The sequence below is a fragment of the Sphingomonas sp. DC5200-1 genome, assembly GCF_049897245.1.
Classification (GTDB): domain Bacteria; phylum Pseudomonadota; class Alphaproteobacteria; order Sphingomonadales; family Sphingomonadaceae; genus Sphingomonas; species Sphingomonas aquatilis.
This window is the reverse complement of the sequence record NZ_JAFCVW010000005.1, coordinates 22,091-35,773: the sequence shown is the minus strand read 5'-3', so window position 1 is coordinate 35,773 and position 13,683 is coordinate 22,091. Positions and strand designations below refer to the sequence as shown.

Genomic DNA, 13,683 nt, shown 5'->3' with positions numbered 1-13,683 from the left:
GAGGTGATGCGCTGCAGGCTCATCGCCCGAGCCCCCGCCCCCGCCAGCGACCGACCATCTGCTCAAGCCCTGCTGCAATGCTCGGCCCCGCCTCTGCCTTCAGCCCAAGCTCGATCCGACGGCTGCGCAGCAGCGACTCCACCTGCGGGTCTCGCTCGAGTCCCTTGGCAAGACCGAGCATCCGGTCGGCTACCTTGCCCGCGCGCGTGGTCTCGTGGTCTTCGAGGAGCAAGCGACGCTGTCGCTCGAGCGCTTGCCAGCGGTGGACGAAGACATCCGCCCTGAGACGCGGATCGCCACGCATATCCGCTTCGAGCTGCATCGCCTGGATGACGCGGGCAGTGCGCCCATTTGCCGCCTCGCGGATGAGGCCACGATCATGTCCGAAGGCCGCCTCAAGATCGCGGTGCGCCTCGGGATGGAAGGCGCGCAGCGCTGCCCGGCTGGCGGCAAGCTCGCTGCGCTGTTCGGGCGTAAAGGGTTCGGCAATCGACTGGCTGAACAGCATGGCTTGGACGATGCGCCCGTGGCGGGTGACGGCGGCATCGAGCCGCCTGACGTCTGTGTCAGGATTCCGTACCGGCGCTGCCTGCTGCGGCTCGATCGTTCGAACCCGGCGTGCCGGCTCGGCCGGCAGCCAAATCGACCGGCGCTCGGCAAACGCCTGCCCGGGCGTCACACCTGGGTCCCGATCATAGTCGGACGCCATGTCCTTGGCTCGCTCGCGCGCCAGCGCGGCGACGAGCCGGCTCCGGTCGGCAAAGTCGTCCTGACCATAGTGCAGGTCGACGCCGTCGCGGTGCCGCGACAGCGCGACGTAGGCGGCATGCCGGTCAAGCCCCGGGGTGGCGAGCACATGGACGCGGTCGACGGTGACGCCCTGGGCCTTGTGGATGGTGGCGGCGTAGCCGTGGTCGATGGCGGCATAGTCCTTGATGTCGAAGGCGACATGGCGACCGTCGTCGAGCAGCGCCGTCATGCGCGAACGGGTGACGCTCGCGATCGTGCCGAGCGTGCCGTTCTTGACGCCAAGGCCGCGCTCGTTGCGCCCGAACATCACGCGGTCGCCAGCCGCGAAACTGCGGTTGCCCTTGTCTACGTGGATGGTGACGTCAGGCCCGAGTTCGCCCGCTGATCTCAGCTTCGCGCGCGCGGCCTCGTTGAGCAGGCGGACCTCGTCATTGGTATGGGTGAGGATCAGCCGGCTGTCGTTCGGGGAAGCCTGGCGCTCGCGGTCCCAGCGCGTGATGAGATCGGCGCGCGCCGCCTCGCGCGTCGGTGCCGTATGGACCGCGCCATGTCGCTCGTACGCGGCGATCGCCTCCTCGGTCCGCTCGGTGGCGAGATGCCGCGTCGCGCTGCGCTGCCAGTCCTCGCGCTGGCGGCGGATCTCGGTGATCTCGACGCTGCCTCGGGCCTCCGCGACACTGCGGAAGGCTGCGCCGGCTTCGATCGCCTGGAGCTGCTCAGGGTCACCGACGAGCACCACCTTGGCGCCGCGCTTCTGGGCTTCGGCGATGACGCGCTCGAGCTGTCGCGTGCCGATCATGCCGGCCTCGTCGATGACGAGCACGGAGCGCTGGTCGAGCAGCTCGCGATTCTCGCCCCAGTGATGCTCGAGGCTGGCGATGGTGCGCGACGCAATGCCAGAGCCACCCTCGAGGTTCTCGGCCGCGATACCGGACAGCGCGGCGCCCTGAACGCGGTAGCCAGCGCTCTCCCAGGCCTCGCGCGCAACGCCCAGCATCGCCGACTTGCCGGTACCGGCATAGCCGATGACGACGCCGATCCCCTGGCCCTTGGTGACGTGCTCGAAGGCGCTGCGCTGCTCGTCCGAGAGGACCAGCCCGCGCATCTCGGCACGGGTCAGTGCGAGTTTGCGATGTAGTTCGCCGACCCCATGACGACGGCTCGCCTCGAGCAGAGCAGTCGCGCGCTCGAGGCGCTGCTCGGTCGCGATCATGTCGCGGCTGGTGAAGCGGTCCTGCCCGTGCCCGTCCCTGCCAAGCTTCACCATCTCAGGTGACGCGCGAACCGCCGCCATCACCGCATCGAACTGCTCCTTGCCCTCGCTATGGCGGTGCACGAACATCGCGAGGTCACGCGTCGTGAAGGTCGCCTGCGTCCTCGTGATTGCATCCAATGCGAGCGCCGGGTGGCTGAGCAGCGTCTCGCCATTGCCGCGCGCGATGGCGTGATGTTCATCGAGCCGCTCGGAAGCGAGCCCCTGCCCCGCCATCCGTGCCGCAGCCGGCCCGATCTTGCCTTGCGGCTCGAGGGCAATGCCTTGCGCTTCCAGGCTGCGATGATCGACGCTCGCATCGATGTCGAGCTCGGCGAGGCGCGTGTTGACGTGGGCCGCCCAGGCTTCGCGCCAGTGCTCGAGCAGATCGGTGCGGTTCCAGTCGCGTACCTTGGCGCCGAACCCATCCTCACCGACACTCCGCGTCGCCAGCATGACATGCGCGTGCGGCTTGGCCTCGCCGCATGCGCCGATATCCCAGTGCACGTTGAGGTCGGCGACCATGCCGCGGGCGACGAACTCCCTCTCGACGAAGTCACGCGCGAGGCGAATGCCTTCGGCCTCGTCGAACTCGCGCGGGATGGCGAACTCGACCTCGCGGGCAAGCTGCGCGTCCTTGCGGACTTCCGCGGCCTCGACCGCATTCCACAGCATCGCCCGGTCGTGCCACGCGTCCGGCGCGCCGTCGGGCAGCAGCAACTCGGAATGGACGACGCCGGCCTTGTTGGAGAAGTCGTGGTGACGGTCGAGCCGGACATCGTGCAGCCGCGAGGCGGAACGATAGGCGGCGGCCGCCAAGGCACTCGAGCCGTTGGCACGCGCGATGATCTTGGCGGAGAAATGGTAGATCGCCATGGCGGCCAACCATCTACACTTCACAAGCGACGTCGGCACGACGTATAAGCGCGCCCTTCGAAGATTTCATCTTTCTCAGGGACACATCGTACCAGATGATCCCAGCCCGTGTACGCTGATCGGGCAAGGCGATAAATGGCCTGTTCTTCGCCACACAGGAGAACAGATGATGCGACGCCCCCGTGATCTTGATGCCGAGCTGAAAGCCCTCGATGCACGCGCCCGTTCTCTGCGCTTGCGCAAGGTCATCCAAGCGGGTGAGCTGGTGATCGCGTGCAAGGCGGATGCCTTGCCGGTCGAGATGCTCGCTGGCGCCTTGCTCGAGGCGGCCGGCACGAAGGACATCGCGCGGCAGGCGGCGTGGCACGCACGCGGTGCCGCCTTCTTTCGCGGCGGCAAGCGGGGTGAAAACGCAGGTGCGGCGCCTGGCGGCGACACGGCGCCAGGCACTTCGCCTGCAGGCGACGCGTCATCGGCTGGTCCTGGCGCAGAACCGCGGCAATGAACGCGCCTGGCAGGTGACCCGGCGCGAGCGCACGCGCCGGCTGATCGAGCTTGGCGGCCTTGTCGTGAAGTCGAGGATCGACACGCTCGTCGACGATGATCGTGCGGTGATCTTTGGGATGCTCATCGAGGCGGCAGCCCGGCTGAACAGCGAGGATGCGGCGCAGCAGATCCTGCTGTGGCGGCGACGCGGGCAGCGTGCGTTCAACGCCGCGGCCGAAGACGGGACAGTCGTGTCGCCGGACAAGGCTTGATGTCACCTGCCGGCTGGTCGATGAGCCTCTCTCGCCGACGCCGTTCCACCCTCCTGCGCTGCTAAGAATTGGATCATCATCATGAGCGACGACACCGCGAATACCAACGAAGTCGGCACCACCGGCGGCAACGATACGGTCGAGCTCGCCACCGCGCTGACGGTGGCCTGGCTGTCGAACGGCCACAACCGCGTCTCGGCCGATGACGTGCCTGCCTTCCTTGCCTCCATGCACCAGACGCTGAGCGCGCTTGGCCAGGCCGCCACGACCAGCAGCGCGGCGCCGGAGCCGGCGGTCCAGCACATGCCGGCCGTCTCGGTCCGCAAGTCGCTGGCCTCGCCCGACCACATCATCTCGATGATCGACGGCAAGCCCTACCGGACGCTGCGTCGACATCTCTCGACCAATGGCCTGACGCCCGACGAATATCGCCAGCGCTACAACCTCAAGGCCGACTATCCGATGGTCGCACCGAACTATTCGGAAAGCCGCCGCGCGATGGCCCGGAAGATCGGGCTCGGCCGCAAGAAGGGCGAGACCGTCGCCAAGCCTGCGACCACCAAGACGCCCGGTCGTGGTCGCGCCAAAAAGGACTCCTGACGAGCAGTGCCCGGCGGCAAGCTCCTGCCTGCGCCTATGTGACGCTTTAGCCGGCAGCCTGCCGTTCGAGCAAAGCGATGCGGTCGGTGCAGACGGCATGGACCGCCTGGCCCAGTTCCTCGACCCGCGCCGACAGCCATGTGAGCTCGTCGGCGCCGATCTTGTAATGCTTCGAGTAGCGCGCCTTCACATAGGCGTCCTTGAGCTTCTCGAACATCGCCCGGTCGGCGCGCGCCTGGCGCGGCCAGACGCGTACAAGCCGCGCGTCGATCTTGTCGGCCTGCGTGCGCAGGAACGCGATGTTGTGGACGTGTGGCGTGTAGAAGGTCGTGACCAGCAACACACAGTGATAAAGGCATTCGACGGCCTGATGTAGCTCGAATGCCGCCGGCTTGTTGAAGCCTCTGCCAACAGCGTGCGAGGCAAGCTCGTTGCGCTGCATGGCCTGAGAAAACCACTCCTCGAAATACTCCTTAGCCATCGCCAGCGCATCAGCCGGCGTCTTCGGCTTGGGGCTGTGCAGCGGCGTGTCGTCGGCCTGGTAGAGCGCGATCCCGTCGCGGGCGATGTCCATGAAGAAGAAGCGGCCGTGCGCGAGCGCGTCGTTCACCTCCTGCAGCGTGTGGACGATGAAGTTGACCGGCGTGCGCAGGGCATGCGTGATCGTCATCTCGCGGATGAGGCGCTCCTCCGCGCGATACCAATAGGTGGCGCGGTCGGTGAGCTCGGCCTGGTTGACGATGACGAGGAGGTCATAGTCGGACTGATAGCCCTTGGCGGTGTGCGGCTCGTCGACCCAGTTCCCTCGCGCATAGCTGCCGAACAGGATGATCTTGAGGATGCGCCCCTGCTTACGCTTGCCCGTCGCCGTCCCGTGCGCATCGGCGAACTCCTCGAACAGGATCTCGACGACACGGGCAAGCTCGCGCCGCTTGGCATCGGGAAGATGATCGAGGTCGGTGCGCATCGGTCATGATCCTAGCTGTTGTGGACTGGGCAGAACAGCCTCGCCGGCAACGCCGGCGAGGCTGCAGGCTCATCGGGTCGCTTGCTCGAGCGCGACGAGCGCCGAGCCAAGCACCTGCTCGACGGTGGCGACATCGATCCGCAGGCGCGCCGCGATCTCGGCATTGCCGAGGCCCTCGACGCTTGCCGCGCGATACACCGCCCGCTCGAGGCGGGGGAGAGCGGCCAGCGCACGTGCCAGCCGGGCAACGTCCACCGGCTCCATCACGCCGCCTCCGGCGCGTAGGCGAGCAGATAGTCGGCCGCCTCGGAGGCGGCGCTTGCCGCGCGCACGATTGCCCTGTCATCCTGCCTGAGCACACCGAGCCAGCTGGCGATGTAGTCGGCATGCCGCACCGTCGGCTGGATCGAGAGCGCGGCGCAGGCAAAGGCGCTGGCCATCTCGGCGACCAGCTCCTCGCGCGCATAGTCGGCGCTGCCAAAGGCCCCACGCTGGTTGCGGTCCAGCCGGGTCTTGTGGCCCGTCCAATGCCCAAGCTCATGGAGCGCCGTACGATACCAGTTGACGGATTCGCCGAAGGCCGCAGGCGGCGGCACGACGACCATGTCGCTTGCCGGGGCATAGAAGGCATGGTCACCACCAATGCTGACATGCGCACCGCTCGCCTTGATCAGCGCCGCGACGCGCGGCAGGATTTCCGCCTCGGGCTGGACTGCGGGCGTCTCATGCAGCGCGTCGGGCAATCCCTCGCATTGATCGATGTTGAAGACGGTGAAGCGCTTGAGGAAGGCGATGGTCCCTGGTTTCTCGCCGTCTCCCGGCTGGGTGTCGCAGCCTGTGTCAGCGTCACCCTTGGGCGTGAAGCGATCCGCATAGCAGATGGTCGTGCCGCGCTCGCCCTTGCGCACGCTGCCCCCTGCCGCCCGGGCCTGGGCAAAGGTCAGCCAGCGTTGTGCGCCATAGCCCCCTGCCACCACCGCTGCCCACAGGATGAGGACGTTGATCCCTGAGTAGCGCCGTCCCGTCATTGCATTCGCCGGCATCGTGCACGCAGTCTTGGCGCTGTCCCAAGGCTGCACCCAGGGGACATGTCCCGCTTCCAGCTCGGCGATCACCCGCGCCGTCACCTCGGCATAGAGGCTCTGGCGGTCGTCGTTGGTCTTGCGCATTGCCTTTGCTCCTTCAAAACCACCGCAGCCCGGCCGGACGTGGCGGGGGTGGGCGGCAGGAGCGGACCGACGATCCCGCCTGCATGAGGCGGCATGCACCCGAAGGGCCGAAACAGCGTGGAGGACCGGCGCAGCCGGTTGCAGGCCGCCGCGGCGGGATCACAGGGTAGCGACGCCCACCCCCGCCAGATCCGCGCCGGCGCGTCACGCCAGCGGGGGAGCAGCCCACGCTGTCCGCCAGACGGTGCGACACGCGCACCGTCATCCGTCAGGGAACGTCACCCCCATGGGCCAAGACGCCACGGCTTGGCGCCGCAAGCAGCGGCGTAGAGCCCGGTCCTGCGGCGGCAGGAGACGGCCGGCCTCGATACCCGTGCCACCAGACAGTGGCCCAGTGACCCCGGACAGACGCTGTCCCGCCTCGGTCGTAGGCCCCAAGATCGTGGGCACGTCCCAAACACAACAAGGTGATGTCATGTCAGCCGAGAATGACCGGATCCTGCGTCTCAAGGCGGTACTCGACCAGACCGGCCTCAGCCGCTCGACGCTCTATCGCAAGATGGCTGAGGGTACCTTCCCCAGGAACATCCGGCTCGGTGCCCGATGCGCCGGATGGCGCGCCTCGGCTATCCAGGCGTGGATGCACAATCCGATGTTCTACCATGTCGATGATCACCGAGGGGGATAACGGGCGATGACTCGTCGGACGGTGTCGCCCATGGCAAGCATCGTAAATCCCATAATGCGGTGGGAGCGAAGCGTCCGGCTCCCGTGATAGCCCCCGCTCCCTCCCACGATGAGTGAATTGCGGCCGTTCAGCGCTGCCTTGCCGTTTCCCGTTTTCTGCCGTTCGTTCACCCGCGAAGAAGGTTCTCTTACAGCGATGCCGGGAAACTGAGTAGCTTCTATTGGTAAAACCGGACACTCGCCGCGTCCATCCATCAACCCTTTTGGTTGATGGCATCAAGCAACAGAGATTCAAGCCGAGCGATGATGCGTCGAAATGCGGCCTCCTCGTTGAGCGCGCGGGTTAGGACAATCGCTCCCTGGATGCCGGAAACCGCCTCTTCCGCGAGTTCCGATGCTTGTGCTGGCGCGACGCCTCCCTTTTCGAGGCAGCCGGCAAGAGTGACAATCCAGCGCGCGAAATACTGCCTGACAAGGTTGGCGAAGAGCTCGCCAGAGGCGTTCAGACCAAGACTGCCCACGACGCAAACCCGCCTTCCAGACGAAAAATAGGTAGAGACGACGTCGAACATCGCCGCGATTGCCTGTGCTGGGTCGGTGCTCTCTTCCAATTGCCGAAAGATTGCTTCCGCGAACCACTGATCGATGTCCTCGAGCACGGCTGCCATCATCTCCTCCTTCCCGCCGGGGAAAAAGTTATAGAGGCTGCCCTTGCCGAGACCCGTCGCCTTCGAAAGTACGGCAAGGCTCGCGCCTTCATAGCCGTGCTCTCGGAAGGCTTCCGCCAGGGCCGGAAGCGCGCGCCTGCGATCCGTCAGGGCGCGCTTTGGCCTCACAGGTTCAGGTCGCTTAGCGAGGGATGGTCGTCCGGACGGCGACCCAGCGGCCAGCGAAACTTCCGATCCGCCTCAGCGATCGGCATCTCATTGATGCTGGCATGGCGGTCCGACATCAGGCCGTCCTCGGCGAACAGCCAATTCTCGTTGCCATAGGCGCGAAACCACTGACCACCATCATCCCGGTATTCATACGCATAGCGTACGGCGATGCGGTTGCCGGTGAAGGCCCAGAGCTCCTTGATGAGCCGGTATTCGTGTTCCCTGTTCCACTTGCGAGTCAGAAAAGCCTGCGCCTCAACCCGGTTGGTCGCGAACTCGACCCGATTACGCCAGCGGGTATCCAGCGTGTAGGCTTTTGCGACGTTGATCGGATCGCGCGTGTTCCAACCGTCTTCGGCCAAGCGAACCTTTTCGACGGCGGAATCATGGGTGAACGGAGGGAGCGGCGGGCGGGACATCTCTGATCCTTTCAGCAAACGGACGGCGTGGGAGGGCGCTTACCCATGGGAAGGTACCGCGAGCACAGCGGGTGAACGGGCGATGGCGAATGCACCTTCTTCGTTCGCCACGTTGTACCGATCGGTAAAGGAGTTTACCGATCGGTACAAGATGATTTTCGTCGCCGTGCTGCGGTTCGGGACCGGTCGCCCCCCCCCTTGCCCGCGACGACCCATTTGCGGTCGTTCAGCGTGCCCAGATCACATTCCGAAAGCGGTCGTCCGTTCATGTTAGCGGACCGCCCTACCTAATCATGAGCAAGTGCGTGACGGATAGGAGCAGCGTCCATGATGGCCTTCGCATGACAGCGGCGCCCAGATCGGTTAGGCTCCGCCGCCATGGACCTCGTCTTCGGCTGGCGCACCGCGATCCTTACCGTTGCGGCCGCCATCCTGCTTCCGCTGGCAATCGCGCTGTGGTCCTCTTTACGCAACCGGGTCGCGGCACGAACCCTCGCGGCAGCGTTGGTGGCGATGACGGGGGTGTTCCTGCCATGGCTGATCGGGTTCGCCGGCTTCTACGACCGATGGCGCTGGCTCACCTTCGCCCCCTTCTCAAACCCGCTACTCGTACCGCCGCTGCTCTACCTCCACGCTCATGGGCTGGTTCACGGCCGCTGGCTTGGCCGCGGCTGGCGGCATCTGATGCCGGGGACGGCGCAGTTCGCCTACGGAGCCGGCGCGTTCCTGCTGCCCATGAGGTTGAAGGAACAATGGTCGGCCTTCGCCTACCCGGCGATGGACGCGGTCAGCGCCGCGCTGCTCGCGGCGAGCTTCGCGCTTTACGGCTCATGGACAGCGAGGCTGCTTCGATCCTATCGCGCCGCGCTCGCCGCCGAGCGGAGTGATGACGCGCTATTCGCCGCCGCCTGGCTCGACCGCGCGATGGCCGCCTTCACTGGCCTTGCTCTGTTGTGGGCGGCGTACTTGCTGACCGACGCGGTCGTTCCGCTCGGCTACAAGGGGCTAATGCCGCTCTACACGGGCATTGCTGGCTTCGCGCTCTACCTTGGCATCGTCGGCTGGCGGCATCTAGCCCTCCCCTTTCCAGAACTGGATGCCTTACGAGCGCCCCCGCCCGTGCCGACGCCGGCGCGCGACTGGTCCGCGCAAGGCGCCGTGTGGGCGGCGCGGACGCGAGAAGCGCTATGGTATCGCGAGGAGTCGTTGACGCTGCGTCAGTTAGCCGGATTACTCGCCACCAACGAAAGCTATCTATCCCGCGCTTTGAACGAGGGGCTCGGCATGAGCTTCTCCGAGTTCGTGAACGGCCTGCGTTGCGAGGAGGTGGCGTCAGCACTGCGGGCTGGCGACCCGCGTCCGGTGCTGGCCCTGGCGATGGACGCGGGCTTCGCATCCAAAGCGAGCTTCAACCGCGCGTTCCAGCAGCGGTTCGGATGCGCCCCGAGCATGATGCGCGCGTCTCACAATCCGTAAATAACGGCGCATGACGGCCGATGAGGCGACCGGAGGCTAGTGTCCCCGCTAGGAAGGCCGCTTCTCATCATGGAGCGTTCATGCCCTTTCCTGCTCGCCGCGATGTCCTTTCTGGGCTCGGCGCCGCCTTGCTTGCGACGACCGTCCGCGCCCGAGCCGCCGAACCCGGCCTGCTCGCACCATCAGCGATGCGTGCCGACGTGGCGCTGCTCTGCCGCGCCTATGGCGCGCTGCATCCGGGCTTTTGGCGCTACAATACGCCCGCCGAGATCAATGCTCGGTTCGCCGCGCTCGAGGCTGCTGTCGCCCGGCCCATATCGCTGACGGCCTTCTACCTTCTCCTGTCGCGGTTCCTTGCCACGGTCCGCTGCGGGCACAGCTACGTGAACCCCTACAACCAGCGCACCGGCGTCGCGGCCGCGCTGTTCGACGTGCCTGATCGACTGCCGTTCGACTTCCTCTGGCTAGGCAACCGGATGATTGTCACTGCGGACCCATTCGATATCGGTATGGCGCGGGGCAGCGAGGTGCTGACAATCGATGGCCGCCCATCGGGTGAGATCCTGGCCGCGCTCATGCCGTTCGCGCGCGCGGACGGACACAACGACGCCAAGCGCCGTCGGCTGTTGTCGGTGCAGGGCGGCGAGCGGTACGAGACGTTCGACCTATTCTTCTCCGCGTCGTTCGGTTGCGGTCGCTACGCGTTGAGCATCGAGGGCTCCGACGGACGACGGCGCATCATGGACGTCGCGGCCGTTGCGCGGCCACGACCGGCCGCGCCGGAGCACCCCGGCGCGCGCGCCTGGACGATGGAGCGCCGTGGCGCAGCGGCGTTGCTGACCATGCCGAGTTGGGGGCTGTACGACAGCAAGTGGGACTGGCGCGGGTGGCTTGACGAGCAGGTCGACCGACTGATCGCTGACCGGGTGCCACGCCTGGTAGTGGATTTGCGCGCGAACGAGGGCGGACTTGATTGCGGCAACACGCTGGCGGAGCGGCTCGTCCCCGCCCCGATCCCATTCGAGGAAATGCAGCGCCTCGTCCGCTATCGGACCGTGCCGGACGACCTTCGCCCGTACCTCGACACCTGGGACCGCAGCTTCGATCAACTGGGTGAAACGGCGGTCCGGATGAATGACCGCTTCCTTCGCTTAGACGGCCGCGGCGACCAGGTCCCGCCCGTTGCGCCGCGAGGCAAGCGCTACGCGGGCGACGTGCGCATCCTCATCGGCCCCCAAAACAGCTCCGCCACGTTCCAATTCGCCGATTTCGTCCGTCGCAGCGGGATCGCGACACTGGTGGGCGAGCCGACTGGCGGCAACCGACGCGGCATCAACGGCGGCTGCTTCTACTTCCTGCGCCTGCCCGGCACCGGTCTTGAGGTCGATCTGCCGCTGGTCGGCCGCTTTCCAATCACGCCACAGCCCGATGCCGGCGTTCGACCCGACGTGATCGTGCCCGCTACGCAGGCGAGCATCGCATCGGGGCTGGATGCACAACTCGCGCGTTCGATCGCCTGATGAGTGGATCAGCCTATCTTCGCCTGGCTGGCCAGACCCAATCCCGGCCATTCACGCGCACCTTCCCGCTGCCCAAAACCTGCCACTCGTTCATCTAAGCGGACGGACCGCTCGGGCGAGCTCAGCTGGCCACTCGGAGCGGCTTAGATTAGAGACTTTCCTGCCAGGCAGGTTTCAGGATCGGAACGGTCGAAAGCCGCCGGTACATGGTGTCACAACCGTTCGTGGCTGTTGAAAATTCCCGGCGGACGCTGAACGCCACCTCAAGAACTGCCGCAACTGGCATTCTGAGGGGTCTCACATTGATCCGCCTTCAAACTTTGACGGGCAGTCTCAATGTAACGCCGAAACCGCTCTCGGATCGCGTAAGGGCAGCATCGCCACCATGCCCAATAGCCACGGCGCGAACCAGCGCCAGGCCAAGGCCGTGTCCATCGGTGGTGCGCGACACCTCCGTACGAGCGAACCGCTGAAACAGTCGTCCGGCGTCGGCGGGAGAAACACCCGGACCGTCATCCTCCAGTGTCACCTCGATCCCATCCTGCAACAACCTGGCGGAGAGCATCGCGGCCGTGCCTGCCGGCGTGTGCCGCAACGTGTTCTCCAGCAGGTTCGACAATGCCTGTGCGAGCAGGCGGCGGTCGCCCTCGATATGCAGCCCGCGCACGATGTCGACTGTCAGGGCATGGCCGGCAGCCTCGAAGTCGGGGCGATAGGTTTCGGCCATGTCCTCCAGCAGCGCCGACAGATCGACCGTTCCCAACGCTCGACGTTCAGCCAGCCCCTCGACCTCAGCTATGCGGAGCAGCGCCGCGAAGATCTCCAGCAAGTCGTCGGCTTGCCGCCGGGCGGAATCGATCGCGCCTGGGTCACCGGCCGCGGCGCGATCGAGCTGGTTGCACAGGCGGGTGAGCGGCGTGCGCAGGTCGTGTGCGACGTCGGTCGAGACCTGCCGCAGATTGTCCATCAGCGCCGCCATGCGGTCGAGCATCCGGTTGAGCGTCGCGGCAAGGCGATCGAACTCGCTGTCGGACCCGTCGCGCAGCACCCGCTGCGTCAGGTCGCCGGCGATGATCGCCTGCGCCGTGGCATCGATGCGAGACAGGCGGCGCCGCGTCAACCATCCGACCAGTACCGCCGCGCCGATCCCCAGCGCCAGCACCGCGCCCAGCGCTCCGGCGAACAGCGCCGCGAGCGTTCTGTCGATCGCGTCCAGGTCGCGGCGATCGGCGACAACGACGAGAAGCCCATGGGCCAAGGGCGTGGCGAGGGCTTGGCCGACGCCGGTATTCTCGCCGCGGCGAAAGCCGAAATGCTCTTGGTAGCCGGGTTCGGACGGCGCGAGCGGGGCGATGGTGGCGGCGACCGTCCGCCCGTTGCGGTCGACTAGCAGATAGTCGAGACTGGCTTCGTTCCGCGCATCCTCGCGCAGGCGGATGGCTTCGGCCACCCCCGCCAGTCCCGCTTCACTCGCCTCGGCAACGAGCGCGCGCGTTTCCACCGCGACGCGGTGGTCGAGCTGTTCCTCCAGCGCCTCGTGCGTCACCTCGTAGGCGACTGCGCCGATCGCGAACGTCGCCGCGGCGAAGGCCAGCGCCACCAGCACGACGATGCCGAAGGTGGAGCGCCACAGGCGGCGGATCATCGTCACGCGTCCCGGATCATATAGCCCGCGCCGCGCACCGTCTCGATCGCGTCCATGTCGGACCCGGCGTTGAGCTTGGAGCGCAGCCGGCTCAGATGCGTCTCGACGATGTTGGTCTTGGGGTCGAAGTCGAAGTCCCAAACGCGTTCGAGCAGCATAGTGCGGGTCATCACCCGGCGGGGGTTGCGCATCAGCTCGGCCAGCAGCGCGAACTCGCGCGGTTGCAGGGTCACCCGCCGTCCGGCCCGTTCGACCGTGCGACGATGCAGGTCGAGCACGATGTCGCCGACCCGGAGCAGGTGCGCGTCGTCGCCGCGCGGTACCGGCCGGCGCGTTAACGCATTGAGGCGTGCGGCCAGCTCGGAAAAGGCGAACGGTTTGACGAGATAATCGTCGGCGCCGCCCTCCAGCCCCTCCACGCGATCCGCAATTCCGCCCACCGCGGTGAGCATCAGGACCGGCGTCGCGTCGCCGGCCGCGCGCAACGCCTTGACCAAGGCGAGGCCGTCGAGGCCGGGCAGCATCCGGTCGATCACGATCGCGTCGAACCCGCCCCCGGTCGCCTGGAACAGGCCATCACGACCATCGACACTGACCGCGACCTGGTGCCCGGCCTGGCCCAAGCCCTGCGCCACGAAGGCGCGGGTGTCGGCATCATCCTCGACGATCAATATCCGCATCGCCCG

The 13,683-nt window shown here is 66.6% G+C and carries 15 protein-coding genes; 6 read left to right on the top strand and 9 right to left on the bottom strand.

Annotated elements, in window-relative coordinates:
* Positions 1-19: 19 nt before the first annotated feature.
* Complete coding sequence (traA, locus tag ACP7A3_RS11790; RefSeq protein WP_426256040.1) at positions 20-2,878, bottom strand: Ti-type conjugative transfer relaxase TraA; 2,859 nt, start codon at positions 2,876-2,878, stop codon at positions 20-22.
* A 13-nt stretch (positions 2,879-2,891) separates the two neighbouring features.
* Positions 2,892-3,245, bottom strand: a complete 354-nt coding sequence (locus tag ACP7A3_RS11785; RefSeq protein ID WP_426256050.1) for a hypothetical protein — start codon at positions 3,243-3,245, stop codon at positions 2,892-2,894.
* Here ACP7A3_RS11785 and ACP7A3_RS11780 point away from each other — a divergent pair.
* The 3 genes from ACP7A3_RS11780 (at position 3,144) to ACP7A3_RS11770 (ending at position 4,236) form a co-directional block, all read left to right on the top strand.
* Positions 3,144-3,383 (top strand): conjugal transfer protein TraD, encoded by a 240-nt coding sequence (locus tag ACP7A3_RS11780; protein WP_426256039.1) that lies wholly within the window; start codon positions 3,144-3,146, stop codon positions 3,381-3,383. The genes ACP7A3_RS11785 and ACP7A3_RS11780 overlap by 102 nt on opposite strands.
* The gene (locus tag ACP7A3_RS11775; protein WP_426257155.1) at positions 3,295-3,636 is read left to right on the top strand and encodes a conjugal transfer protein TraD; all 342 of its coding nucleotides are present in this window, start codon (positions 3,295-3,297) and stop codon (positions 3,634-3,636) included. Before ACP7A3_RS11780 ends, ACP7A3_RS11775 begins: the two co-directional genes overlap by 89 nt.
* An 81-nt stretch (positions 3,637-3,717) precedes the next feature.
* Positions 3,718-4,236 (top strand): MucR family transcriptional regulator, encoded by a 519-nt coding sequence (locus ACP7A3_RS11770; protein ID WP_426255696.1) that lies wholly within the window; start codon positions 3,718-3,720, stop codon positions 4,234-4,236.
* 46 nt (positions 4,237-4,282) lie between these two features.
* Here ACP7A3_RS11770 and ACP7A3_RS11765 read toward each other — a convergent pair whose 3' ends face one another.
* The 3 genes from ACP7A3_RS11765 to ACP7A3_RS11755 form a co-directional block, all read right to left on the bottom strand.
* Complete coding sequence (locus ACP7A3_RS11765) at positions 4,283-5,203, bottom strand: HEPN domain-containing protein (protein WP_426255695.1); 921 nt, start codon at positions 5,201-5,203, stop codon at positions 4,283-4,285.
* Between the two features lie 69 nt (positions 5,204-5,272).
* The gene (locus ACP7A3_RS11760) at positions 5,273-5,467 is read right to left on the bottom strand and encodes a sigma factor-like helix-turn-helix DNA-binding protein (protein WP_426256038.1); all 195 of its coding nucleotides are present in this window, start codon (positions 5,465-5,467) and stop codon (positions 5,273-5,275) included.
* Entirely contained in the window at positions 5,467-6,372 is a 906-nt protein-coding gene (locus ACP7A3_RS11755) for an ArdC family protein (RefSeq protein ID WP_426255694.1), read from the bottom strand. Before ACP7A3_RS11755 ends, ACP7A3_RS11760 begins: the two co-directional genes overlap by 1 nt.
* A 475-nt stretch (positions 6,373-6,847) precedes the next feature.
* On the opposite strand from ACP7A3_RS11755, the gene ACP7A3_RS11750 reads away from it, so the two are divergent.
* On the top strand, positions 6,848-7,060 hold the full coding sequence (locus ACP7A3_RS11750) for a helix-turn-helix transcriptional regulator (protein WP_426255693.1): 213 nt from the start codon (positions 6,848-6,850) through the stop codon (positions 7,058-7,060).
* Between the two features lie 253 nt (positions 7,061-7,313).
* Here the strand turns inward: ACP7A3_RS11750 and ACP7A3_RS11745 are convergent, their stop codons facing one another.
* On the bottom strand, positions 7,314-7,895 hold the full coding sequence (locus tag ACP7A3_RS11745; RefSeq protein WP_426255692.1) for a TetR/AcrR family transcriptional regulator: 582 nt from the start codon (positions 7,893-7,895) through the stop codon (positions 7,314-7,316).
* Entirely contained in the window at positions 7,892-8,356 is a 465-nt protein-coding gene (locus ACP7A3_RS11740) for a DUF1348 family protein (RefSeq protein ID WP_426255691.1), read from the bottom strand. Before ACP7A3_RS11740 ends, ACP7A3_RS11745 begins: the two co-directional genes overlap by 4 nt.
* 378 nt (positions 8,357-8,734) lie before the next feature.
* On the opposite strand from ACP7A3_RS11740, the gene ACP7A3_RS11735 reads away from it, so the two are divergent.
* Together ACP7A3_RS11735 and ACP7A3_RS11730 are read left to right on the top strand one after the other, a co-directional pair.
* Positions 8,735-9,832, top strand: coding sequence for a helix-turn-helix transcriptional regulator (locus tag ACP7A3_RS11735; RefSeq protein ID WP_426255690.1), 1,098 nt, complete (start codon positions 8,735-8,737; stop codon positions 9,830-9,832).
* 80 nt (positions 9,833-9,912) lie between these two features.
* Positions 9,913-11,352, top strand: coding sequence for a S41 family peptidase (locus ACP7A3_RS11730; RefSeq protein ID WP_426255689.1), 1,440 nt, complete (start codon positions 9,913-9,915; stop codon positions 11,350-11,352).
* A 313-nt stretch (positions 11,353-11,665) separates the two neighbouring features.
* Here the strand turns inward: ACP7A3_RS11730 and ACP7A3_RS11725 are convergent, their stop codons facing one another.
* Both ACP7A3_RS11725 and ACP7A3_RS11720 read right to left on the bottom strand, forming a co-directional pair.
* Positions 11,666-12,997, bottom strand: coding sequence for a sensor histidine kinase (locus tag ACP7A3_RS11725; RefSeq protein WP_426255688.1), 1,332 nt, complete (start codon positions 12,995-12,997; stop codon positions 11,666-11,668).
* Positions 12,998-12,999: 2 nt separating this feature from the next.
* Complete coding sequence (locus ACP7A3_RS11720; protein WP_426255687.1) at positions 13,000-13,677, bottom strand: response regulator transcription factor; 678 nt, start codon at positions 13,675-13,677, stop codon at positions 13,000-13,002.
* Positions 13,678-13,683: the final 6 nt, after the last annotated feature.

Bases quoted from the DNA above. Each gene is read 5' to 3' on its own strand.
- traA (WP_426256040.1), bottom strand. From the start codon at position 2,878: ATGGCGATCTACCATTTCTCCGCCAAGATCATCGCGCGTGCCAACGGC.
- ACP7A3_RS11770 (WP_426255696.1), top strand. From the start codon at position 3,718: ATGAGCGACGACACCGCGAATACCAACGAAGTCGGCACCACCGGCGGC.
- ACP7A3_RS11765 (WP_426255695.1), bottom strand. From the start codon at position 5,203: ATGCGCACCGACCTCGATCATCTTCCCGATGCCAAGCGGCGCGAGCTT.
- ACP7A3_RS11760 (WP_426256038.1), bottom strand. From the start codon at position 5,467: ATGGAGCCGGTGGACGTTGCCCGGCTGGCACGTGCGCTGGCCGCTCTC.
- ACP7A3_RS11755 (WP_426255694.1), bottom strand. From the start codon at position 6,372: ATGCGCAAGACCAACGACGACCGCCAGAGCCTCTATGCCGAGGTGACG.
- ACP7A3_RS11750 (WP_426255693.1), top strand. From the start codon at position 6,848: ATGTCAGCCGAGAATGACCGGATCCTGCGTCTCAAGGCGGTACTCGAC.
- ACP7A3_RS11740 (WP_426255691.1), bottom strand. From the start codon at position 8,356: ATGTCCCGCCCGCCGCTCCCTCCGTTCACCCATGATTCCGCCGTCGAA.
- ACP7A3_RS11735 (WP_426255690.1), top strand. From the start codon at position 8,735: ATGGACCTCGTCTTCGGCTGGCGCACCGCGATCCTTACCGTTGCGGCC.
- ACP7A3_RS11730 (WP_426255689.1), top strand. From the start codon at position 9,913: ATGCCCTTTCCTGCTCGCCGCGATGTCCTTTCTGGGCTCGGCGCCGCC.
- ACP7A3_RS11725 (WP_426255688.1), bottom strand. From the start codon at position 12,997: ATGATCCGCCGCCTGTGGCGCTCCACCTTCGGCATCGTCGTGCTGGTG.
- ACP7A3_RS11720 (WP_426255687.1), bottom strand. From the start codon at position 13,677: ATGCGGATATTGATCGTCGAGGATGATGCCGACACCCGCGCCTTCGTG.